Origin of the sequence: Amycolatopsis dendrobii, assembly GCF_014145675.1 — a bacterium.
In the GTDB taxonomy this organism is placed as follows: Bacteria; Actinomycetota; Actinomycetes; order Mycobacteriales; family Pseudonocardiaceae; genus Amycolatopsis; species Amycolatopsis dendrobii.
Genome location: NZ_JACGZW010000014.1, coordinates 173,524 through 193,988 on the forward strand (window position 1 = coordinate 173,524; position 20,465 = coordinate 193,988).

Genomic DNA, 20,465 nt, shown 5'->3' on the forward strand with positions numbered 1-20,465 from the left:
GCGAAACATTCGGGTGACGGTCGGGCAACACCGCCCTCTTAGCGTGAGCCGAAGAGAGTACAGCCGCCGGTAACGAACGAGAAGGAGTCACCGAGGGTGCCCACTACTCCAGACGACATTCAGCGCCTCATCGCCGACGAGAAGGTCGAGTCGATCGACGTCAGGTTCTGCGACCTGCCGGGCGTCATGCAGCACTTCACGGTGCCCGCCAAGGCGTTCGACCTGGAGGCGTACGAAGAGGGTCTCGCCTTCGACGGCTCCTCGGTGCGCGGCTTCCAGTCGATCCACGAGTCCGACATGCTGCTGCTGCCGGACCCCGAGACGGCGCGGATCGACCCGTTCCGCAAGGCGAAGACGCTCTCGCTGAACTTCTTCGTGCACGACCCGTTCACCCGCGAGGCCTACAGCCGCGACCCGCGCAACATCGCGCGCAAGGCCGAGCAGTACATCGCGGAGTACGGCGTCGCCGACAACGTCTTCTTCGGCCCCGAGGCGGAGTTCTACATCTTCGACTCGGTCCGCTTCGAGGACGCCGAGCACCTGTCGTTCCACGAGATCGACTCGGTCGAGGGCTGGTGGAACACCGGTGCCGACACCGAGGGCGGGAACCAGGGCTACAAGACGAAGTTCAAGGGCGGCTACTTCCCTGTCCCGCCGGTCGACCACTTCGCCGACCTGCGCGACGACATCGTCCGCGCGCTGACGAACTCCGGCTTCGAGATCGAGCGCGCGCACCACGAGGTGGGCACCGCCGGCCAGACGGAGATCAACTACAAGTTCAACACGCTGCTGCACGCTGCCGACGACCTGCAGCTGTTCAAGTACATCGTGAAGAACACCGTGTTCGCCGCGGGCAAGACCGCGACGTTCATGCCGAAGCCGCTCGCCGGCGACAACGGCTCGGGCATGCACTGCCACCAGTCGCTGTGGAAGGACGGCCAGCCGCTGTTCCACGACGAGTCCGGCTACGCGGGCCTGTCGGACACGGCGCGGCACTACATCGGCGGCCTGCTCAAGCACGCGCCGAGCCTGCTGGCCTTCACCAACCCGACGGTGAACTCCTACCACCGCCTGGTGCCGGGCTTCGAGGCCCCGGTTTCGCTGGTGTACTCGCAGCGCAACCGCTCCGCGTGCGTCCGCATCCCGATCACCGGCAACAACGCGAAGGCCAAGCGCGCCGAGTTCCGCTGCCCGGACTCGTCGGGCAACCCGTACCTGGCGTTCTCCGCGATGATGATGGCCGGGCTCGACGGCATCAAGAACAAGATCGAGCCGCCGGAGCCGATCGACAAGGACCTCTACGAGCTGCCGCCCGAGGAGGCCAAGAACGTCAAGCTGGTCCCGGGCGACCTGGGCACCGTGCTGGACACCCTGGAGCAGGACCACGACTACCTGCTCGAGGGCGGCGTCTTCACGCCCGACGTGATCGAGACGTGGATCCAGTACAAGCGCGAGAACGAGATCGACCCGCTGCGGCTTCGCCCGCACCCGTACGAGTTCTCGCTTTACTACGACGTGTGATCGGCGCGGGGCTACATCCCCTGCTGGACACGGGACGGCGGTCGAGGGAAATCCTCGGCCGCCGTCCCGTTTTTTGCCGGCTTCTCGGCGCGAATGATCGCCGAATACAGCTTCGGCCCGACTTCATGGGTACGCCGGACCTCCACGTTCACGAGCCCCGCAGCGTGAAGCAAGCCGCGGTAGTCGTCCGCCGTCAGTGCTCCGCCGAGGCATTCGACGGCTCCGTCAGCGGTAGCGCGCTCCGCGTCGGTCAGGGTTTCGTCGGCGAGGATGTCCGTCACGCCTAACCGGCCGCCAGGGCGCAGGACGCGCGCGATTCCCGCGAACACAGCCGGTTTGTCTGGTGACAAGGCGATGACGCAGTTGGAGATCACGACGTCGACAGTGTTGTCCGGCAAGGGAATAGCTTCGATCGTGCCTTTGACGAACTCGGCATTGCCGAGCTCCGCCTCCGCGGCATGCCGACGGGCGAGAGCGAGCATCTCCTCGGTCATGTCGAGGCCGATGGCGCGGCCGGAGGGTCCGACGCGACGGGCGGAAAGCAGCACGTCGAGGCCGCCGCCAGAGCCAAGGTCGAGGACGGTCTCGCCTGGACGCACATCAGCGACGGCGAGCGGGTTTCCGCAGCCCAGACTGGTGGAGGCCACTGCTTCGGGGACGTCGTCGTCCGCGTAGTGCACGGCTCCGAGCCGCTCGGTGTCCCCTGCTCCGGACAGCAAGCCGGTCGCTTCGCCTGCCAACGCTCGCCGAGCCGCGCCGGCGTAGCGGTCGCGGATCGCGTCTTGGTCTGGTCTCATCGCGTCACCTCGCAGGCGACGTCGGCGAACTCGACAGCGGCGCGGCCCATGACGACGTCGGCCGCGCTGGGGAAGCAGGACAAGCACTGCTCGTTGACCCGGTACAACCGTGCGGTGCCTTGAGGCTGTACGAGGACGAACCGGGATTCGGTGAGGACCTTGAGATGCGCCGAGACGGTGGACTGGCTGACGCTTACCTGCTCGACGATCTCGCCGACCGCCAGCGGGCGGCCCGCCGAGGCGATCAGGTGCAGGATCTGGACGCGGGTCGGATCCGCGAGCGCCCGGAACCAGTTGGCGTAGGTCTCCGCGGTAGTGCGATCCAGCACGGCGAACCTCCTTCATCGCCCATCGACGATAGACGATGAAGAGAGGAGAAGCTAGGCGACGAGTTCGGCCAGCAGAGCGCGGACCCGCCGGTCTATCTCGTCGCGGATCGGGCGAATCCGCTCAGGGGGAAGGCCCGCTGGGTCGTCGAGTTTCCAGTCGAGGTAGCGCTTGCCGGGGAACACGGGGCAGGCGTCACCGCAGCCCATGGTGATCACGACGTCGGCCGATCGGACGCCCTCGGTGGTCAAGGGCTTGGGAAACTCTCGGGAGAGATCGATGCCGAGTTCGTCCATGACCGCCACGACGGCGGGATTGACGGTGTCAGCCGGGGCGGATCCGGCGGAGCGGACGACGACCCGGCCCCGCGCGTGGTGCTGCAGGAGAGCTGCCGCCATTTGCGAGCGTCCGGCATTGTGGACGCAGACGAAGAGAACTTCGGGTCTGGTCACGATGCGGCCTCCGCGGTCGCAGGGGAGCCGGCGGTGAATCGGCGCCGAAGCGCGAGAGACACGTAAACCAGCGCGACCAAGACCGGGACTTCGATGAGCGGGCCGACCACCCCGGCGAGAGCCTGGCCGCTGGTCGCGCCGAAAGTGGCGATCGCGACCGCGATGGCGAGTTCGAAGTTGTTGCCGGCGGCGGTGAACGCGAGGGTCGTGGTTCGTTCGTACGACAGGCCGACCGCCTTGCCGAGGGCGTAGGAACCGGCCCACATGAGTCCGAAGTAGACCAGCAGCGGCAGTGCGATCCGGGCGACGTCGAGCGGGCGACTGGTGATCTGGTCGCCCTGCAAGGCGAACAGGACCACGATGGTGAACAGCAGTCCGTACAGCGCGACCGGGCCGATCTTCGGCAGGAACCGGGATTCGTACCAGGTGCGGCCCTTCGCGCGTTCGCCCAGCTTCCGCGAAAGGTAGCCCGCGAGCAGCGGGATGCCCAGGAACACCAGCACGCTCTTGGCGATTTGCCAGGCGGAAACGCTGAGGTCCGCTTGCGGCAGGCCGAGCCAGCCGGGCAGCACGGCCAGGTAGAACCAGCCGAGGACGCCGAACATGACGACCTGGAACACCGAGTTCAGCGCGACGAGCACGGCGGCGGCTTCCCGATCCCCGCAGGCCAGGTCGTTCCAGATGATCACCATCGCGATACAGCGGGCGAGGCCGACGATGATCAGCCCGGTGCGGTACTCCGGCAGGTCGGGCAGCAGCAGCCAGGCGAGCGCGAACATCAGCGCCGGGCCGATCAGCCAGTTCAGCACCAGCGACGGCCACAGCAGCCGCCGGTCGGCCGTCACGGCGCCGAGCCGGTCGTAGCGGACCTTCGCCAGCACCGGGTACATCATCACCAGCAGCCCGAGCGCGATCGGCAACGAAATCCCGTCGACTTCCACCGCGGACAACACGGTGTTCAGACCGGGAATCCATCGGCCGGCGAGAAGCCCGGCGAGCATCGCGGCCGCGATCCACACGGGCAGCAAACGGTCCAAAGTAGACAGCTTGCCGACCACCTCGGTGCGCGTGCCGGTCATGCCGGGACCGGAGCGTCGCCGGGGACCAGCACTGCCGACAACCGGGCCAGCACCTCGGGATGAACGCGGTAGTACACCCAAGTGCCCCGCCGTTCGCCGGTGATCAGACCGGACTCGCGCAGCACCTTGAGGTGATGGGAGATGGTCGGGCCGGTCAGGTCGAACGCGTCGGTCAGGTCGCACACGCACGCTTCGCCGCCGGCATGGGAGGCGATCAGCGAAAGCAGCCGCAGCCGGACCGGGTCGGCCATCGCTTTGAACAGCTTGGACAACTCGACGGCCTGGTCCTCGCTCAGCGGTTCACGAGCCAGCGGGGAGCAGCAGGCGTCCATCGCGACGACCGGCAACTGTTTCGGCATGCGTCTATCTTGACAGACTTCTAAGTAGAGGACAATCTAAGCCTCGACACTGTTTCGACAAACATCTATTCAAGGAGGACGGGATGTCACGGGTACAGCTCGCGCTGCGGGTCGGGGACCTCGAGGGCTCGATCGACTTCTACTCGAAACTGTTCGGCGCCGAACCGGCGAAACTCCGGCCCGGGTATGCCAACTTCGCCATCGCCGAGCCCGCGCTCAAGCTCGTGCTCCTGGAAGGCGAGCCGGGCCAGGCGACGGTCATGGACCATCTCGGAGTCGAGGCGGAGTCGACCGACCAGGTCAACGAGGCCAGCAAGCGCCTCACCGGCGAGGGCCTGGAGACGCTGACCGAAGACGACACGACCTGCTGTTACGCGGTCCAGGACAAGGTGTGGGTGCACGGCCCTGGCCAGGAAGCCTGGGAGGTCTACACGGTCAAGGCCGATTCGCAGACCTTCGGCACTGACAGCGCCGCACTCACCACCGCGGCAACGTGCTGCAACTCGGAAACCGGCCACGACGCCCGGCCGGAGGGCTGCTGCGCCTGAGCACAGCGTTGGCCAGCCGTTTTCGGCACGAGCCGAGCTGAATGCGGCGACGCAGCGGTCACGAGCAGGCGAGGCAGGAGGTCGAGGACGCCAAGACCGGCGCGTCCGGGAAAGTGCGGATCTCGTGTTCGGCCTTCTTCGGGGTCATGCACCTGAGCCGGCTGATCTTCGACTTCCAGGACCGGCATCCGGACAGCGAACTGCGCCTGCGGCCGCTCGGGGTGGCGCACCAGATTCTGGTCGCGTCACCCGACTGTCTCACCCAGCGTGGGACGCCTGAGATGCCGGGAGATCTGTCGGCGCACGACGTGATTCGCCGGACGCGGGATCGCGCCGGTGCCGAGGTGGCTGGTGGACGACCTGCTGCGGGACGGGGTGCTGGAGGCGGTGCTGCCGGGGTACGGCTGTGCGCCGTTGCCGTTGAATCTGCTCGTCGTGCCGGAGCGGGCGGAGCTGACCCGGGTACGGCTTTTGCGGGACTTTCTCGCGGAGGAGATCACGCGGGTTCCTGGGGTGGGGCCGCATCCCCGGCAGCAAGCCTGAGCTGTCCCCTACGCTGTTCACGTGCTCGCCCCCGACTTCCGTCAAGGATTCTGAACCGCCGTGCGCATGTATTTCGAGCCCGAGGACGCCGACGAGTTCGAGGCGGTCAAGGCCTTGCTGATCCGTCGCTGCGCAGCCGATTTCGGGCGCCTCGATCCGCTGGTGGCGGAATCCGCGCTGAATTTCCGGCAGCAGAGCATCGACGGGCGGCTGGGATACTGGACCGCCGCCCTGGTCGAGGAATTCCTGTTGTCCTACACGCCGCGAACGCTGTCGGCCGACCCGGACGACGCGGGCCACGTCCCGGAGGATCTGCGGCTGTTCCTGCGCTGGCTGCACGCGAACGGACTGGCCGATCCCACGGGCGATCCGCTCACCGACCTCGACGCGGCGGTGACGAAAGCCAGTTCTGGTTTCCTCGCGGCGATGGCCGACGAACGGAATTTCGGCGTGGCCAAGTTCTGGGTGACGAACGCGCTCCGGCGCGGCCTCGATCCCACGGACAACGCGGTCATGGAGCGTTTTCTCGACGACGTCCGCGCGGGCAAGGTGAGCTACGACGAGCAGGTACTCGAAGAAATCGCGACGCGGCACCTGCTGGACGGCGGCCAGCCGGAGCGTGCGGTGCCGCAACTGCCGGTGGCGTTGCCCCCGGACTCGGAACTCGCGGCGATCGCGGAGCGGACACCGGTCGTCGCCCGGTTGCGCGGACTGGTCGACTGGGTCGGCGACGGCCGGGCGCTGACCTCGACCGGTCAGCTGAAACTGGCCGACGCGCGCGAACTGGTGAATCTGCTGGACACCGGCGACGAGATCGATCCGGCGATCGGCGACCGGATCTACCAGACCCAGAGCAGCGCCGATCTGCATGTGCTGGCCGGGCTGGTCGAGCTGGCGAAAGAAATCCGCGTCGTCCGGGTGGTCAAGGGCAAGCTGGTGCGCGTCGCGAAGAACGCGCGGTTGCTCCGGGACAGTCTCGCCCTCTGGACCGCGGCGTTCGACGCGCTTCCCTCCCCGGAACTCGTCACTGAAGGAAACCACTGGGCGCCTGAGCACACCGTGTTGTTCGGCGACATCATCGACGTGGTGCTGCCCGACGTTCTCAACACCCTTTACGGCTTTCCGCTACCGATGCCGGTGGTCCGGCTTCAGGAAACCGTCTGGCTGTCCTTCGTCGAAGCCGTTTGGTTCGCGGATCTGGACGAGACGACCGAAACCGAGTGGCGGAAGGGAGTCGGCGCGGACTTGCGCCGGGTGTTCGCCACGCTCGCGAACATCGGCGCGGTCACGCTCACGACCGGCGTACCCGATCCGATGTTCCACGCCGATCTCGGCCCGGACGGACCTGTCGGATTCCCGCCGGACACCGATGCCCGCCTGCGGGCCGCGCTTTCCTCCGGAACCGTCGAACTGGTGGCCCTGACCCCGTTGGCGACCCGGGCGGTCCGCGACCGGCTGATCGCCGCCGGTCGCCACGCACCGCTGGTCGGTGAGCTGGCCGGCGCTGAGCCCGACGGATTGCTCGGCTTGCTCGTCGAGCACTACAGCACGGAGACCGCGGAGACGGAACTGGCCGGCTGGCTAGCCGCCCACGGCGGGCGGAAACACGGACTGCCGCTGCTGCTGGACGCTGTCCGCCGTTCCCCGTTCCGCACTCGCGCACGGGCGATGCTCGACGTACTCGTTCAGGCTGTTCCCGACGGTGCCGCGATGCTCCGGGAGTTGCGCCACGACCAGCGGCTCGGACCGCTCGCCGTGCAACTGCTCGTCGACAACGGCGAGCTCGCGATGGAGAGCCTCAGCGACGAGGAAACCCTGCGCGGCATGGTCGAGCAGTTCATTCACCTGCTCGAAGTCGGCGGACCCGACGAGGTCGCGGCCGCACTCGCCACGATTCCTCCCGACGAAGCTCGCGGGTTGACCGCGAACCTGCTTGCTTGCGGCCATCCCGACGAAACGGGCGTCGCGGAGCTGCGGGAAGTGTTCACCCGGCGCGGGCCAGGGCACGCGACCGTGCATCCGCTGGCCGGGGTTTCCCGGTCTCCGAAGAAAGCCCGCAAGAAGCGGCGGGGTTGAGCCCGGCTCGCCCCGTCCGCCCCGGCCCCGGGTGCCGGTCGATCTTCGCCGGGGACCGTTCCTCGGCCTCGGCAGAAACCGCAGGTCCTCGCACCGGCTCGGTGATCCGGAGCGGCGACACCTCTTGCCACCAGCCGACCGGCGCCGTTATGTTAATGAGAAATCACTTCTTCCGAGACTGTCGACAGGGGGCGGCGAGCAGCCCCTGGCCGGTGATGGGATGGCAACGACGCCTACCAGAGAGGCAGACAAGTACATGGAGAATCTCAGCAGAAGGAAGGTGCTGACCCTCGGCGCGGCGTTGGGCATCGCGGGGATGGCGGGCACCACCGGCACCGCGTGGGCGTGGTCGGGCAAGGGGTCCATCGCCGGGAGCGGAACCGGGGCCGATCCGTTCCAGGTGTGGGACGACACCGCGGACGCGGTCGCCAAGGCGTTGCTGGCCGAGGGCAAGGTGGCGGCGGTCAATACAGCCTGGGAGAGCTGGATCGACAACAACGCGCCGTTGCCCGCCGGCCTGCCGGATTACCTGGTGGCGTATCTGCAGCAGGTCAACAAGCTGCCGTCGTGGGCGGATCCGGCGAAGCTTGCCGCGTCGGAGAAGCTTTATACCCGGTTGAGCAGTTATCTGTTCGTCTCGGAGACGCTCGGCAGCGGGATCATGAGCACCGTTATTCCGCGAGAGGCGAGGGCGGTCTACTGGTCGGCTGGCGGCGCGGACATGAAGCAGCGGGCCGCCAAGACGTTCACCTTCGGCTACGACTTGCACAATTCCAAAGCTTGGGCGCCGGACGGGCATTTCGTGGTGACGGCCAATAAGACCCGGCTGGTGCACGCGGCGGTGCGGAATTTGCTGCCGACGTCGGCGAAGTATCAGTCGGGCGCGGATCAGCCCAAGCCGATCAGCAACGGGGACATTTTGCGGACGTTCCATTCCGTGGCGACGTTCGCGCGCAGCAACATGCTCAAGTGGAACATCGCGTTGTCGTCGGCGGAGCAGGAAGCGGATCTGCATGCCTGGCAGGTCGCACTGCATCTGCTCGGCGTGCAGGAGCAGTTCATCCCGCAGACGTGGGCGGACGCGGAAGCGCAGGCGCAGCAGATGTTGTGGCCGGTGCTCGGACCGACCGAGGAAGGGGTCAGCCTGGCGAAGACGTTGCTCGGGTATATCGAGAATCCGACACTCGGACTCGATTCCGGGTTCGTCAACGAACTGGTTCGGTATCTGCTCAATGACCAGATGGGCGATTGGCTCGGACTCCCCCGCGACTACGCGCAGGCGGCGTTGGTCTGCCTCGAATGGCCTGCCTATGTGGCGTTCCGGGAAGGGGCGACCAAGATCATGCCCGGCAGTTTCTACCTTTTCGATCAGTTCGTGCGCGGCATTTCGATGCTGTACCTCAACAACGGGACCTCGCCCACGCAGACGCCGATCACGCTCCCCGCGGCGAATCGGCCGGGCGCCTAGAGTCCCAACGCGCTCAGCAGGAAGGCGGTGACGGCGGTGCGGTGGCCGGGGGTGTCCTCCCACCGCAGCCGCCGGCCGGTTTCGACTACCGCGCCGAAGCCCGCGTGCACCAGTACGCGGGCTTGGTGCGCGTCCAACTCCGGCCGGGCCAGCCGGAGTTGTTGTTCCCAGACCGCGATGTGCTCGCGTTGCGCCAGGATCAGCGGGCGTTGCAACGCGGCGGGAAGGCCGCCCAGTTCGGCGGCGGCGACGTTGGTCAGAGCGGTGTGTTCGAAGCTGTACGCCACATAGGTCGCGGCCAGTACGGGCAGGGCTTGCGCGCCGGTGGTGCCGTGGAGGTTTTGTTCTACGGCTTGCGACAGGAGTCCTGCGGCTTGCAGGCAGGCGGCTGCCAGGATTTCGGCCTTGTTCGGGAAATGGCGGTAGAGCGCGGAAGGCACCAAACCCACGGCTTCGGCGATACGTGCGTTCGTGACGTTCGCGAATCCGTCGCGTTCGAACAACGGCACTGCGGCGGCGAGGATTTGCGCGCGGCGGGTTCGGGCGACGGGCTGGGCGGGCAACTCCACCGAGGGCGCGGTCGGGGCGGTCGTTGCGGTGGCGAGGCGGAGGGCAGAATCGGTCAGCAAGTTCTCCGCGCGGTGGTGGGCGATCGATGTGCGGTGCATAGTGATCGAGCCGATCGCGCCGAGTGCGGCTACGGCGCGGAGGCCCGCGTCCGGGGACGGCTGCACCACGTCGGTCACGCGCGCGACGACTTGGGCGAATTTCGCGCTCAGGACGCGACGATCCGCTCGGTCGAGATAGCGGGCTTCCCAGCGGTACAGGCCGCCGGACTCGCGGTGGGCGACCGTGACCTGGGCCAGTGGACGGAATACGGCTTCGGCTGGTGCGGCAGAAGGCACCGCGTCGAGGGCGGCGACGAGGCGGTCTGCCATCACGTTGGCGCACTCGGTGAAGAGGGCGTACTTGTTCGGGAAATGCCGGTACAGCGCCGCCGCAGTGATGCCGACGGCGGCGGCGATCTCCTCCATGGACGCCGCGTGGTAGCCCCGCTCGCTGAAGGCGCGGCCCGCCGCTTCGACGATGAGCTGCTTGCGATTGCGCGGACGGGTGGCCGCAGCCGATTCGGAGGTCACTGCGGACCCCGGACGCTCGGATGCGGAAGTACGGCCATGCCGGCCAGTCAATCACGAGACGGGCGGGTCTTCACGCGGGCGGGAGGCGTGGTTGTCGCCAGCGCCGGAGCCAGGCGAGGAGACCCGCGTCTCGCAGGGACGAGACCACGACGTCGGCGGGAAATTCGGTGCCGGACAAGGTCGGGACGCCGACCACGGGCACGCCGGCGGCGCGGGCCGACCGCAGGCCGGTCATCGAGTCCTCGAACGCGAGGGCCGACGCCGGAGCCACGCCCAGCCGGGCACAGGACGTCAGGTAGATCTCCGGAGCCGGCTTCGGCGCAGTGACCTCGTCGCCGGCCACGCTGATCGAGAACTCGAAGCCGCCTCGCTCCAACGCGGCTTCCAGCAGCGCGCGGGGCGAGTTGCTGGCCACGGCGACCGGCACCGCGGCCGCGGCCAGATCGACCAGCTCGTGGGCACCGGGCATCGCTTCGGCTTTGGCGGACACCACGTCGGTCACCATGGCCAGCAGCTCGTCCGCGATCGCGGGGCCGCTGCCGGGTTCGCCGAACACGTCGGCCATGGTGTCGGCCGCCGCGGCGACCGATTTGCCGATGACCAGCGCCTTCTGCTCCGGCCCGAACGGGAGGCCGCGGCGGGCGAAAAGCTCCGTTTCGGCGACTGACCAGCAGGGTTCGGTGTCCATCAGCAGGCCGTCGCAGTCGAAGACGACCGCCTGTGGTGTCCAGTCGAAAAGCATCGGATCCCTTCCCGGTCAGCGTGTCCTCAGTCTGTCATCGTCCGGCGCCCTGTTCGAGGTTCCGGCGGATTCGCTCCCGCGCGGCCGAATCGCCGGTGCCCAGGTCGGTGTTGCGGATTTCGTGCTGAAGACCGTCGGCCAGAACGAAACGCGGGTGGTGCAGAGAGGCCAGCGACTCGGTCGGATCGCCGTCCACCGCGATGACGTCCGCGCGGAGGCCGGGGGCCAACCGGCCGGTTGCGTCTGCCAGGCCGCATACGTCGGCGGCGACTGAGGTGGCGCTGGCGATCGCTTGGCGCGGCGTCATTCCGGCTTCGGCGAAGGTGTCCAGGCAGTCGGCGTAGCGTTCGAAGTGCACCAGCGGGATTCCGGCGTCGGTTCCGGCGACGATGATGGCTCCCAAGGAGATCAGCGCGCGCAGGTTGCCGACGACGGCGTCGCGTTCGTCCCACGGGCACATGTAGTCCGCTGCGGTGCAGGCGGTGTTCATGGTCGGGCTCACGGCGATTCCCCGTGAAACGATCATCTCGGCGATTCGCGGATCGAATTCCGTGCCAGTACGGGTGACCCAGCCGCAGTGTTCGATGCAGTCGACTCCGGCGATTACGGCTCGTTCGATGCCTTCGACGCCCAGCGCGTGTGTCGTCACCGGCAATGAACGAGCGTGTGCTTCGGCGACCAAAGCGGTCAGCTCGGCCACGGTGTAGCGCGCTTCCGACGGATGGCTGCCGGGAGTCATGAAACCGCCGGTGGTCATGACTTTGATCAGGTCGACGCCGTCCTCCGCGTGTTGTTTCACCATCGCGCGGACCTGGTCGACGCCGTCCGCGATGCCGCCCATGGACGCGGCGTGGCCGCCGGTGACGGTGATCGGGGCGTTCGCGGCGAGGATTCGCGGGGTGGCGTTCGGGGTGGCGGCGAGCAGGTCCCGGACGCGGGTGCCCAGCGTGCCGGGTGCGCCGAGGTCGCGTGCGGTGGTGACTCCGGCGTCCAGCAATCGCTGCGCGTTGGCGGTCATCCGGCGGCTCAGTGCGTCGTGATCGCTGGACATTTCCAGGGTGACTTCGCCGGAACCCGGGTCTTGGCAAAGGTGGACGTGACAGTCGATCAATCCGGGCATCAGGGTGACGTCGCCCAGAGCGGTCACCGGGCCGTCCGGAGCGGAATTCCGCGGTCCGGCATAGGTGATCACGCCGTTCGAGACGGCGACAGCGGCATCGTGGATCAGCGGGGCGGACGCATCGGTCAAGAGCCGTGCGGCGGTGAGGATCATGCGTGCCTCCGGTATTCCGCGAGCGCCGTGCACAGGCGGTCGATGTCGTCGGTGGTGTTGTAGCAGTGGAAGGAGATCCGGAGGTTCGACCCGCGTGGCGCGGTGACGATCCGGCGCGCGGCCAGGAAGTCCGCCAGCGCAACGGGATCGGCGTCGGCCAATGCGACTTGTGGACCGGGACGAGCGTCGGGAGCGGGTCCGTTCAGGGTTTCGCCTGCGGCGGCGAGGCGTTCGGTCGTTTCCGCGACCAGGCGTGCAACATGCGCCCAAGCCGCCTCGGGGTCGAGTTGGCTGAGGACTTCGATGCCTGCTCGGGCGGCGTAGGCGGCGGGGATTCCGGGAGTGCCGGACTCGAAGCGACGGGCAGTGGCTGGCACGTCGAGGAGAGCGGGGTCGAAGTCGAACGGGTCGACGCGGCCGAACCAGCCGGTCATCCGCGGCGGCTGGTGGTCTTCGACTCCGGAGCGGGCGAACAGCACCGCGATTCCGGGCAGGCCAAGCAAATACTTGAGGGTGCCGGTGACCAGGTAGTCGCAGTCCAGGTGCGCGACGTCGACGGGGACGACGCCGACGGCCTGGTAGGCATCGACCAGAACTCGGGCGCCGACGGCTCGCGCGTGCTTGGCGATCTCGTTTACTGGTTGCAAGGAACCGTTGGTGTACAAGGCAAAGGGGATCGACACGAGCCGAGTCGACGAGTCGATCTGGGCGCGGTAAGCCTCGATCACGCCAAGCGAACGCATCGCGTCCTGGCTGACCCACCGCATCTGCTCGCGCGCCGGACGTTGCGCGTGCAGCACCTGCCCGACGCTCGGAAATTCCGCCGCCATCGACACAATCACGCCGCCGTCGTCGAAGCCGACCGCGTTGACCGCCTGGAAAGCAGCGTGCGACGCGGAGGGCACCAAAGCGATTTCGTCCGGTCGCGCGTGCAGAAAACCCGCCGCGGCAGTGCGCAAGCGCTCGACTTCGGCCATCCACGGGCCCCACGGCGCGCCCTGGTCGCGCAGCGAATACGCCAGCTCCCCCAACGCAGCGGCGACCTGCACGGAAACCGCGCCCTGGCTGCACGAAGCCAGGTGCGTGGTGTCGGCCAAACTGGGGAACTGGGCACGGAACCGGTCGGGATCCACGAGTCACCTCCGCGAGAGCTGCCGTCAGCCACAGTGAACAGCGAGCACTTCCACTGCGCAAGCCTCTCTCGCGTTGCCCCGATTGTCGTCATTGACGCGACACAACTCATCGCTCACACTGATGCGAATTCATCCAGGCTGAACATGGTGACCCGGGCAGCTGAGGAGCGATCATGGCCCCACCCAGAAAGCGCCGCTGGCATTGGCTTCTGCTCGTCGTCCCGTTCGCGTGGTGCGTCGCGGCGATCCCGCTGGTCAACCGGATCGGCTACGTCTTCGGCTCGATCCCCTTCCTGCTGGTGTGGATGACCGCGGGCGTGCTGGTCGGTTCGGGCGCGATCGGCCTCGTCTACGCGATCGACCGCCGCCGCGGCGACCTGGACCGGGTGTAGCGCGATGGCACTGGCGCTCGCTCTTCTCATCGCGGTCGGTTCGATCGTCTGGGGCACCGTCGCCGCCGCGCGCGGCCGGGCGATGAATCTGCAGGAATGGTCCGTGGGCGGACGCCGGTTCGGCACCTGGCTGTTCTGGTTCCTGCTGGTCGGCGAAACGTTCACCACGTTCGCGCTGCTCGGCGCGTCGCAAGGGGTGTTCAGCAACGGCGCGCCCGGGTTCTACGTCCTCGGCACGGTCGTGCTGACCGCGGCCGTCGGCTACTGGGTGGTGCCGAAGATCTGGCGCGCGGGCAAACAGCACGGCCTGGTCACCATGGCCGATTACTTCACCACCCGCTTCGAAGCCCGCTGGTTCGGCGGCCTGGTCGCCGTCTTCGGCATCGTCGCGCTGCTGCTGTACGCGCAGGTGCAGTTGACCGGGCTCAGCCTGATCCTGGCGAGCCTGTTCGGCAGCGAGGTTCCGTCGCTGGTCTACGTCATCGCCGGTGGCGTGCTGGTCGCGGGATTCGTGCTGGTCGGCGGGATGCGCAGCGCCGCGTTCACCGCGATCGTCAAGGACGTGCTGCTGATCGCGATCCTGCTCGTGGTCGCGATCGGCGCGGCGAACGCGGCCGGGGTGAGCGGTCCGCTCGGCGTGTTCGACGCGATGAAGCAAGCGCATCCGAGCGGCGCGACCTTGCCCGGACTCCATGGCTCGACCGCGACGAACACGTGGTGGTGGATGAGCTTCCTGCTGCTCACGCCGCTGGGCTCGTTCGCGCTGCCGCACATGTTCCAGGTCTCGTACAGCGCGAAGGACGTCGCGACGATCCGCCGCAATCAGGTGGTCCAGCCACTGTATTCGCTGTTCTACGTCCTGATCGTGATGATCGCGCTCGCCGCGGTGCTCGCGCTGCCGAAGCTGACCGACAAACAGGCCAACGCGTCGCTGCTGATTTTCGTGCGCGAGAAATATCCGGAATGGGTCATCGGACTGCTCGGCGGCGCGGGCATTCTCGTCGCGCTGGTGCCGACCGCGGTGCTCGTGCTCGCGGCCAGCAGTCTGTTCACCCGCAACGTGCTCGGGGCCCGGTCGACGAAATGGGCCTCGTCGCTGACTGCGATGCGCGTGGGCGTTCTCGTTTTCACTGCGCTTTCCGTACTTCTTGTCGCGCACAGCAACGAAAAACTGTTGAGCATCATGACGAACGTGTACAGCGCCGTCGGACAGCTGGCTCCCGCGCTGTTCCTTTCGATGCTGTGGCGCCGGGTCACCGCGCCAGGGCTGGCGGCGGGTGCGTTGTGCGGCGGGCTGATCGTCGGCGTGCCCGCGCTCGGCTCGCTCGTCGCGCACACGATGCCACCCGGAACCGTCGTCGGATTGCCCGCGCTCGTCGTCAACCTGATCGTGACGGTGGCGGTCAGCCTGGTGACCCGGCCGCCGTCGCGAGCCGCGGTCGAGGTCGGGGCGGGGGACCGCCCAGCGGGACCCGCGGAGGCCGGTGACCTGCACCGGAGCGCCGTTTGATGATAATGATCGGGTGACCGTGACGAGGATCCGCGAGTTCCGCACCCTGCGCGGGCTGACCGTGCGCCAGCTTGCCGACCAGGCGGGAGTGTCGACCGGGTTGATCAGCCAGGTCGAGCGGGGCGTCACCGACCCCAGCCTGGAAACCATGCGGCGGATCGCCGAGGTGCTCGACATCCCGCTGTTCAGCCTGTTCCAGGAGCCGGAAGAGGAAACCGTCGCAGTGATCCGGCACGACGACCGGTACCGGATCTCCTCGCCGCACCACGCGATCACCTACACCCGCGCGTCGCCCGGCGGCGCGAAGCTCGAGGTGCTCGAAGGCGTGCTCGAACCCGGCGGCGCCTCGTCCGACGAACTGCGTTCGCATCCGTCCGAGGAATGCGTGGTGGTGATCGCCGGACGGCTGACCGTCCAGGTCGGCGAGCAGACGCACGTGCTCAAGACCGGCGACAGCTGCCATTTCGATTCGACCATCCCGCACCGCTTCCGCAACGACGGCCGGACCACCGCCCGGTTCCTCGTGAGCGTCACTCCGCCGAGTTACTGATCCGGCCAAAAGCAGGCCGCCCCCGAAGCGGCACGTAACCGTCGCAGCGAAGTCATAGGCCGTGACTGTGGTCGGATCAGTAACCATCCGGCACAGTACTGATACTTCCGTCGGAGGTGTCCGCCCGGAAATTGGTCTAGACTTTTCGTTCCGAAACCGGCGAAAAGGACGGACTGATGCGAGGGACGACGGTGCCCCCGGGAATGTGCTGCCGACCGGTCAAGACCGGTGAACTTCCGCTGCACCGGCTTGAGGTGCCCGCGCCCGACGCGGTGCCGTTCGCGGTCGGGTCTTTCGACGCGGTGGGCCCGCTGTCGAGGGCGGAATTCCCGCACCGGCACACTTTCTACGAAATCGTGCTCGTCACCGGAGGGACCGGCGCGCACGTGGTCGACCTGACGCGATGGGAGCTGAGCCCGCCGCACCTCGGCGTCGTCACGCCGGGCCAGGTGCACCACTGGGAGGCGAGCGAACTCGCCGGATCGGTCGTGCTGTTCACCGACGATTTCCTGTTCGACCATCCAGCCGACCGCGAAACCCTGCGCAGGCTGCGCGAACGGCCGTGGCTGCGACTGGACCGAGCCGAGCACGACCGGACCGCGCGGCTGATCGCCGAACTCGAGGAGGAATTCCGCCGCGGCGGCGAGGACGGCGAATCCGTGCTGCGCGCACTGCTGCACGTGCTGATCGTGCGCGCCGGCCGGCTTCCCGGGATTCCGCCCGCGCCGGCCCCGGCCCGCGCCCGCGCGGTAGCGGCGGAATTCGCGCAGCAGGCCGAAAAATCCGAGCTGGGACTGTGGTCGGTGCGTGCGCACGCGGAACGGCTCGGCGTCACTCCCGGCTACCTCACCGAGGCAGTCAAGGCGGCAACCGGGCGTACCGCGGCGGAATTGGTGCGCGAGGCGCGGACCCAGGAGGCGAAACGGTTCCTGCTGCGGACGAATCTGTCCGTGCGGCAGGTGGCCAGCCGCGTCGGATTCGCCGATCCGGCCTACTTTTGTCGGTTCTTCCGGCGCGAAACCGGATTGAGCCCCGGCGGATTCCGCCGCACCGGCGACACCGCCCCGAAGATTCACCACGACTGCATGACTCCGTCCATCGCTGCGGGCTGATCTCCTCCCTACCGTCGAGGGGAATCCCGAGCCCCCACCGAGGAGCAGGCATGGACGAAGACAGAAAGTTCAGCCGCAAGGCAGTGCTGAAGGCCGCACTGGCCGCCGGAGTCGCCGCGCCGGTCGCACTCGTCGGCGGTCCCGCCCTGGCCCGCACGAATTTCGCCGGCGGGCAGAAGGTCGAGCCGACCCCGTACTGCCACGACGGCGACGAGCCGACGATCGACCAGACCGAAGGCCCGTACTTCAAGCCGGACTCCCCCGAACGCAGCGTGCTCGTCGACGCCAACACCCCGGGCCAGCGGCTCACCGTGAGCGGATACGTGTTCGGGCTGTCCTGTCAGCCCGTCGGCCGCGCGCTGCTGGACTTCTGGCAGGCGGACGTGAACGGCGCGTACGACAACGTCGGCTACACCTTCCGCGGCCACCAGTACACGAACGACCTCGGCGAGTTCAAGCTGACCACGATCGTGCCCGGCCTCTACCCCGGCCGGACGCGGCACATCCACGTCAAGGTGCAGGCTCCCGGGGAGCCGATCCTGACGACGCAGCTGTACTTCCCGGGCGAGCCGCGGAACAACACCGACACCATCTTCGACTCGCGGCTGCTCATGACCGTCCGAGACGCCCCGAACAACGCCAAGGAGGCCGCGTTCGACTTCGTGCTCAACGTCCAGCAGACGCCGACCGGCGGGCCCTCGACGAGCCCGACGTCGCCGACCGGCCAGCCCGGCGGGACGTCCTGGACCGCGGGCAAGTCGTACCCCGCGGGCACCCGCGTCACGTTCAACGGGGTCAGCTACGTGTGCCTGCAAGGCCACACCGCCCAGCCGGGCTGGGAACCGCCCAACGCGCCGGCGTTGTGGCAGAAGGGCTGATCCCCTCCTCACGAGAACGGCGGGCTCCCCCGGGCCCGCCGTTCTCCGTTCTCCGGGAATTTCCGAGAAGCCCGGCTCGCGCTGTCGAGTTACGGTCGACGCGTTCGTCTTCCACTAACGAACTCGCCGGAACCGGCCCTCGGAGGACACATGCTGTACCTGCTGGTGATCTACAACTGCGACCGCCCGGAACCCGGCGATCCGGCCTTCCCGGACGCGCTGGCCAGGGTGAACGCGTTTGCCGACGAGTGCCGCCGGCGCGGGGCGTTCGTGTCCGGGCATCCGCTGCAAGGCGAGCACACCGCCACCACGGTCAGCGTCCGCGACGGGAAGACGCTGATCACCGACGGGCCGTTCCTGGAGACCCACGAGCATCTCGGCGGCGTCTACGTCCTCGACTGCCGCGATCTCGACGAAGCCCTCGAACTCGCCGCGCTGTGCCCGATGGCCGCGGTCGGCACCGTCGAGGTGCGCCCGGTCGCGGGCGTGCCAGGGCTGACCAGCCAGGCATGACCTCGCCGCTGCTGCGGGAGGTTTATCGCGAGCACCGGGCCCGGATGCTCGCGGCGCTGGTGCGCGTCCTCGGCGACTTCGAACTCGCCGAGGACGCGCTCCAGGACGCGTGCGCGCTCGCCCTGCGCAACTGGGGCGACGAGCCGCCGGACGACCCCGTCGCGTGGCTGCTGACCGCCGCCCGCAACAGCGCGATCGACCGGCTCCGGCGCGCCCGCCGCGGCCTGGAGAAGCTCGCTCGGCTCGGGGAACAGCCGGAGGTCGCGGTGGAACCGTCCGAGGACAGCCTGCTCGCGATCGGCGACGAACGGCTCAGCCTCGTGTTCACCTGCTGCCACCCCGCGCTCGCCGAGGAAGCGCGCGTCGCGTTGACCCTGCAAGCGGTGGCCGGGCTGACCGCGGGGCAGATCGCGCGGACGTTCCTGGTCAGCGAGGCGACGCTGGCGCAGCGGCTGGTGCGGGCGAAACGCAAGATCCGCGACGCCGGGATCAGCCTCGCCGTGCCGGCCGATCATCTGCTGTCCGAGCGGTTGTCCGGGGTCTTGGCGGTTTTGTACTTGATCTTCACGCAAGGCTACACCGCGCCGGAACACCGGGAGCTGCAACAGGAAGCGATCCGGCTGGCGAAGCTGGTCGCGACGCTCATGCCGGACGAGCCCGAGGCGCTCGGCCTGGTTTCGCTCCTGCTCGTGCACGATTCGCGCACCGCCGCTCGCTACACCTCCAGCGGCGACGTCGTGTTGCTCGAAGACCAGGACCGAAGTCGCTGGGACCAGGGTGAACTCGCCGAAGCGATCGGGCTGCTGGACCGTGCGCTGCGCTTCGAGAATCCTGGGCCGTATCAGGTGCAAGCCGCGATTGCCGTCCAGCACGCGCAAGCTCGTTCCGCAGCGGACACCGACTGGGCAGCGATCGCCGGGCTGTATCAGCGATTGTCCGAAATGAATCCGTCTCCGGTCGTCGCGTTGAACCACGCCGTCGCGGTCGCCATGGCCACCAGCCCGGAGAAAGGACTGGCGCTCATCGACGGGATCGACGGACTTGACCGGTATCACCTGATGCACGCCGCGCGCGCCGACCTGTTGCGCCGCCTCGGCCGTACCGCCGAGGCGATGACCGCGTACCGGCGCGCCCACGAACTCGCTGTCAACCCAGCCGACCGGCGATTCCTCGCGGGCCGCTTAGCCACCTTGGAGTCCTGATGAGACTGTCCATTCTCGACAACGGGCATCGCCTGCGGGCCAAGCTGTTCCTGTCGATCACGTCGAAACAGCCGCCGGACATCGTGAAGATGCTGCTGTACCGTCCCGGCTTCCTCACCCGGCCGCTGCTGGATCTCACCGCCCCGGCGATGCGCGGTCCGTCGTACTGGACCGCCGGGGAACGCGAATTCCTCGCCATGTCCACGGCGGTGCTGCACGAGTGCCCGTTCTGCGTCGACTCGCACGCGGAGCTGACCCGGATCGCCGGACAAGGCGAGATCGACCCGTCGCGACCGGACGCGGCGCGGCCCGAGGTGCGCACGATTCAGGCGTTCCTGGAGACCGTCACGCTGAACCCGGACCAGATCGCCCTGCCGGATCTTCCGCAGGCGGCGATCCGGGAAGCGCTGCGGGTGAATCTGGTGTGGAACGTCGTGAACCGGCTCGCGAACGCGTTCGGGTTTGTGCTTCGCGAAGGGCAGCTGGAGAGCGGAACCCGGGCGCTGCACCGGTTCGGGTACCGGTTCCCCGGTTTCCTGCTCGCCGGCGGCCCGGCTGACGAGCACGAGGATCCGGTGGAGAACATGCGGTACTCCGTGTTCACCGCGCCCGCGGTGACCGACCCGGCGCTTCGCACAGCGGCAGCCACTGGGGACGGCCTGCCCGCGCCGTTGCAACCCTTCACGGAGAAGGTCCGCGACGCGTCTTATCGGCTCACTGACGCCGATTTCGCTGAGCTGAAGACGAAATACCAGGAAGACGAGGTCTACGAGATCACTGTCGCCGCGGCCGTCGGCGCCGCGTTGCGCAGTTTCGACGCCGGGCAACAGAAACTCGACGCGTAACGTGAA

The 20,465-nt window shown here is 68.0% G+C and carries 22 protein-coding genes; 13 read left to right on the forward strand and 9 right to left on the reverse strand.

Features of this window, described 5'->3' with window-relative positions:
- Positions 1–96: 96 nt before the first annotated feature.
- Positions 97–1,521 carry a type I glutamate--ammonia ligase gene (gene glnA / locus H4281_RS36155; RefSeq protein ID WP_182895348.1) on the forward strand — a complete coding sequence of 475 codons (1,425 nt, stop codon included), beginning with the start codon at positions 97–99 and terminating at the stop codon, positions 1,519–1,521.
- Between the two features lie 11 nt (positions 1,522–1,532).
- On the opposite strand, the gene H4281_RS36160 is transcribed toward glnA, so the two are convergent.
- From H4281_RS36160 to H4281_RS36180, 5 genes are read right to left on the reverse strand one after another with little or no spacing between them, the layout of a single operon-like run.
- The gene (locus H4281_RS36160; RefSeq protein ID WP_182895349.1) at positions 1,533–2,318 is read right to left on the reverse strand and encodes a methyltransferase domain-containing protein; all 786 of its coding nucleotides are present in this window, start codon (positions 2,316–2,318) and stop codon (positions 1,533–1,535) included.
- Complete coding sequence (locus H4281_RS36165) at positions 2,315–2,647, reverse strand: ArsR/SmtB family transcription factor (RefSeq protein WP_182895350.1); 333 nt, start codon at positions 2,645–2,647, stop codon at positions 2,315–2,317. Before H4281_RS36165 ends, H4281_RS36160 begins: the two co-directional genes overlap by 4 nt.
- Before the next feature lie 51 nt (positions 2,648–2,698).
- Positions 2,699–3,097, reverse strand: a complete 399-nt coding sequence (locus tag H4281_RS36170; RefSeq protein WP_182895351.1) for an arsenate reductase ArsC — start codon at positions 3,095–3,097, stop codon at positions 2,699–2,701.
- Entirely contained in the window at positions 3,094–4,176 is a 1,083-nt protein-coding gene (gene arsB / locus H4281_RS36175) for an ACR3 family arsenite efflux transporter (RefSeq protein WP_182895352.1), read from the reverse strand. The genes H4281_RS36170 and arsB overlap by 4 nt, the downstream gene beginning before the upstream one ends.
- On the reverse strand, positions 4,173–4,535 hold the full coding sequence (locus tag H4281_RS36180; RefSeq protein ID WP_182895353.1) for an ArsR/SmtB family transcription factor: 363 nt from the start codon (positions 4,533–4,535) through the stop codon (positions 4,173–4,175). The genes arsB and H4281_RS36180 overlap by 4 nt, the downstream gene beginning before the upstream one ends.
- An 83-nt stretch (positions 4,536–4,618) precedes the next feature.
- Here H4281_RS36180 and H4281_RS36185 point away from each other — a divergent pair, with 83 nt between their 5' ends.
- The 4 genes from H4281_RS36185 (at position 4,619) to H4281_RS36200 (ending at position 9,170) form a co-directional block, all read left to right on the forward strand.
- Complete coding sequence (locus H4281_RS36185; protein ID WP_182895354.1) at positions 4,619–5,083, forward strand: ArsI/CadI family heavy metal resistance metalloenzyme; 465 nt, start codon at positions 4,619–4,621, stop codon at positions 5,081–5,083.
- A 351-nt stretch (positions 5,084–5,434) separates the two neighbouring features.
- Positions 5,435–5,626, forward strand: a complete 192-nt coding sequence (locus tag H4281_RS45265) for a type 2 periplasmic-binding domain-containing protein (protein ID WP_220508330.1) — start codon at positions 5,435–5,437, stop codon at positions 5,624–5,626.
- Between the two features lie 66 nt (positions 5,627–5,692).
- Positions 5,693–7,702 (forward strand): hypothetical protein, encoded by a 2,010-nt coding sequence (locus H4281_RS36195; protein WP_220508377.1) that lies wholly within the window; start codon positions 5,693–5,695, stop codon positions 7,700–7,702.
- Positions 7,703–7,958: 256 nt separating this feature from the next.
- On the forward strand, positions 7,959–9,170 hold the full coding sequence (locus H4281_RS36200; protein ID WP_182895356.1) for an oxygenase MpaB family protein: 1,212 nt from the start codon (positions 7,959–7,961) through the stop codon (positions 9,168–9,170).
- On the opposite strand, the gene H4281_RS36205 is transcribed toward H4281_RS36200, so the two are convergent.
- The 4 genes from H4281_RS36205 to H4281_RS36220 form a co-directional block, all read right to left on the reverse strand.
- Complete coding sequence (locus H4281_RS36205; protein ID WP_182895357.1) at positions 9,167–10,309, reverse strand: TetR/AcrR family transcriptional regulator; 1,143 nt, start codon at positions 10,307–10,309, stop codon at positions 9,167–9,169. The genes H4281_RS36200 and H4281_RS36205 overlap by 4 nt on opposite strands.
- A 70-nt stretch (positions 10,310–10,379) precedes the next feature.
- The gene (locus H4281_RS36210) at positions 10,380–11,051 is read right to left on the reverse strand and encodes an HAD family hydrolase (protein ID WP_182895358.1); all 672 of its coding nucleotides are present in this window, start codon (positions 11,049–11,051) and stop codon (positions 10,380–10,382) included.
- A 34-nt stretch (positions 11,052–11,085) separates the two neighbouring features.
- Positions 11,086–12,324, reverse strand: coding sequence for a metal-dependent hydrolase family protein (locus tag H4281_RS36215; protein WP_182895359.1), 1,239 nt, complete (start codon positions 12,322–12,324; stop codon positions 11,086–11,088).
- Complete coding sequence (locus H4281_RS36220; RefSeq protein WP_182895360.1) at positions 12,321–13,457, reverse strand: aminotransferase class V-fold PLP-dependent enzyme; 1,137 nt, start codon at positions 13,455–13,457, stop codon at positions 12,321–12,323. Before H4281_RS36220 ends, H4281_RS36215 begins: the two co-directional genes overlap by 4 nt.
- Positions 13,458–13,630: 173 nt before the next feature.
- On the opposite strand from H4281_RS36220, the gene H4281_RS36225 reads away from it, so the two are divergent.
- The 8 genes from H4281_RS36225 to H4281_RS36260 all read left to right on the forward strand — a co-directional run bounded on the left by H4281_RS36225 (position 13,631) and on the right by H4281_RS36260 (position 20,459).
- A complete protein-coding gene (locus H4281_RS36225) occupies positions 13,631–13,849 on the forward strand; it encodes a DUF3311 domain-containing protein (RefSeq protein WP_182895361.1) in 219 nt (72 codons plus the stop codon).
- A 4-nt stretch (positions 13,850–13,853) separates the two neighbouring features.
- Positions 13,854–15,359, forward strand: coding sequence for a sodium:solute symporter family protein (locus H4281_RS36230; protein ID WP_182895362.1), 1,506 nt, complete (start codon positions 13,854–13,856; stop codon positions 15,357–15,359).
- A 13-nt stretch (positions 15,360–15,372) separates the two neighbouring features.
- Positions 15,373–15,909, forward strand: coding sequence for a helix-turn-helix domain-containing protein (locus H4281_RS36235; protein ID WP_182895363.1), 537 nt, complete (start codon positions 15,373–15,375; stop codon positions 15,907–15,909).
- 176 nt (positions 15,910–16,085) lie between these two features.
- The gene (locus H4281_RS36240; RefSeq protein ID WP_182895364.1) at positions 16,086–17,021 is read left to right on the forward strand and encodes a helix-turn-helix transcriptional regulator; all 936 of its coding nucleotides are present in this window, start codon (positions 16,086–16,088) and stop codon (positions 17,019–17,021) included.
- Between the two features lie 50 nt (positions 17,022–17,071).
- The gene (locus H4281_RS36245) at positions 17,072–17,899 is read left to right on the forward strand and encodes a dioxygenase family protein (RefSeq protein WP_182895365.1); all 828 of its coding nucleotides are present in this window, start codon (positions 17,072–17,074) and stop codon (positions 17,897–17,899) included.
- 150 nt (positions 17,900–18,049) lie between these two features.
- A complete protein-coding gene (locus H4281_RS36250) occupies positions 18,050–18,412 on the forward strand; it encodes a YciI family protein (protein WP_182895366.1) in 363 nt (120 codons plus the stop codon).
- The gene (locus H4281_RS36255; RefSeq protein WP_182895367.1) at positions 18,409–19,614 is read left to right on the forward strand and encodes an RNA polymerase sigma factor; all 1,206 of its coding nucleotides are present in this window, start codon (positions 18,409–18,411) and stop codon (positions 19,612–19,614) included. The genes H4281_RS36250 and H4281_RS36255 overlap by 4 nt, the downstream gene beginning before the upstream one ends.
- Complete coding sequence (locus H4281_RS36260) at positions 19,614–20,459, forward strand: carboxymuconolactone decarboxylase family protein (protein ID WP_182895368.1); 846 nt, start codon at positions 19,614–19,616, stop codon at positions 20,457–20,459. Before H4281_RS36255 ends, H4281_RS36260 begins: the two co-directional genes overlap by 1 nt.
- Positions 20,460–20,465: the final 6 nt, after the last annotated feature.

Coding starts and splice junctions, on each gene's coding strand:
- H4281_RS36200 (WP_182895356.1), top strand. CDS start 7,959: ATGGAGAATCTCAGCAGAAGGAAGGTGCTGACCCTCGGCGCGGCGTTG.
- H4281_RS36215 (WP_182895359.1), bottom strand. CDS start 12,324: ATGATCCTCACCGCCGCACGGCTCTTGACCGATGCGTCCGCCCCGCTG.
- H4281_RS36255 (WP_182895367.1), top strand. CDS start 18,409: ATGACCTCGCCGCTGCTGCGGGAGGTTTATCGCGAGCACCGGGCCCGG.
- H4281_RS36260 (WP_182895368.1), top strand. CDS start 19,614: ATGAGACTGTCCATTCTCGACAACGGGCATCGCCTGCGGGCCAAGCTG.
- H4281_RS36185 (WP_182895354.1), top strand. CDS start 4,619: ATGTCACGGGTACAGCTCGCGCTGCGGGTCGGGGACCTCGAGGGCTCG.
- H4281_RS36160 (WP_182895349.1), bottom strand. CDS start 2,318: ATGAGACCAGACCAAGACGCGATCCGCGACCGCTACGCCGGCGCGGCT.
- H4281_RS36225 (WP_182895361.1), top strand. CDS start 13,631: ATGGCCCCACCCAGAAAGCGCCGCTGGCATTGGCTTCTGCTCGTCGTC.
- H4281_RS36210 (WP_182895358.1), bottom strand. CDS start 11,051: ATGCTTTTCGACTGGACACCACAGGCGGTCGTCTTCGACTGCGACGGC.
- H4281_RS36230 (WP_182895362.1), top strand. CDS start 13,854: ATGGCACTGGCGCTCGCTCTTCTCATCGCGGTCGGTTCGATCGTCTGG.
- H4281_RS36240 (WP_182895364.1), top strand. CDS start 16,086: ATGCGAGGGACGACGGTGCCCCCGGGAATGTGCTGCCGACCGGTCAAG.
- H4281_RS36245 (WP_182895365.1), top strand. CDS start 17,072: ATGGACGAAGACAGAAAGTTCAGCCGCAAGGCAGTGCTGAAGGCCGCA.
- H4281_RS36250 (WP_182895366.1), top strand. CDS start 18,050: ATGCTGTACCTGCTGGTGATCTACAACTGCGACCGCCCGGAACCCGGC.
- arsB (WP_182895352.1), bottom strand. CDS start 4,176: ATGACCGGCACGCGCACCGAGGTGGTCGGCAAGCTGTCTACTTTGGAC.
- H4281_RS36180 (WP_182895353.1), bottom strand. CDS start 4,535: ATGCCGAAACAGTTGCCGGTCGTCGCGATGGACGCCTGCTGCTCCCCG.
- H4281_RS36195 (WP_220508377.1), top strand. CDS start 5,693: ATGTATTTCGAGCCCGAGGACGCCGACGAGTTCGAGGCGGTCAAGGCC.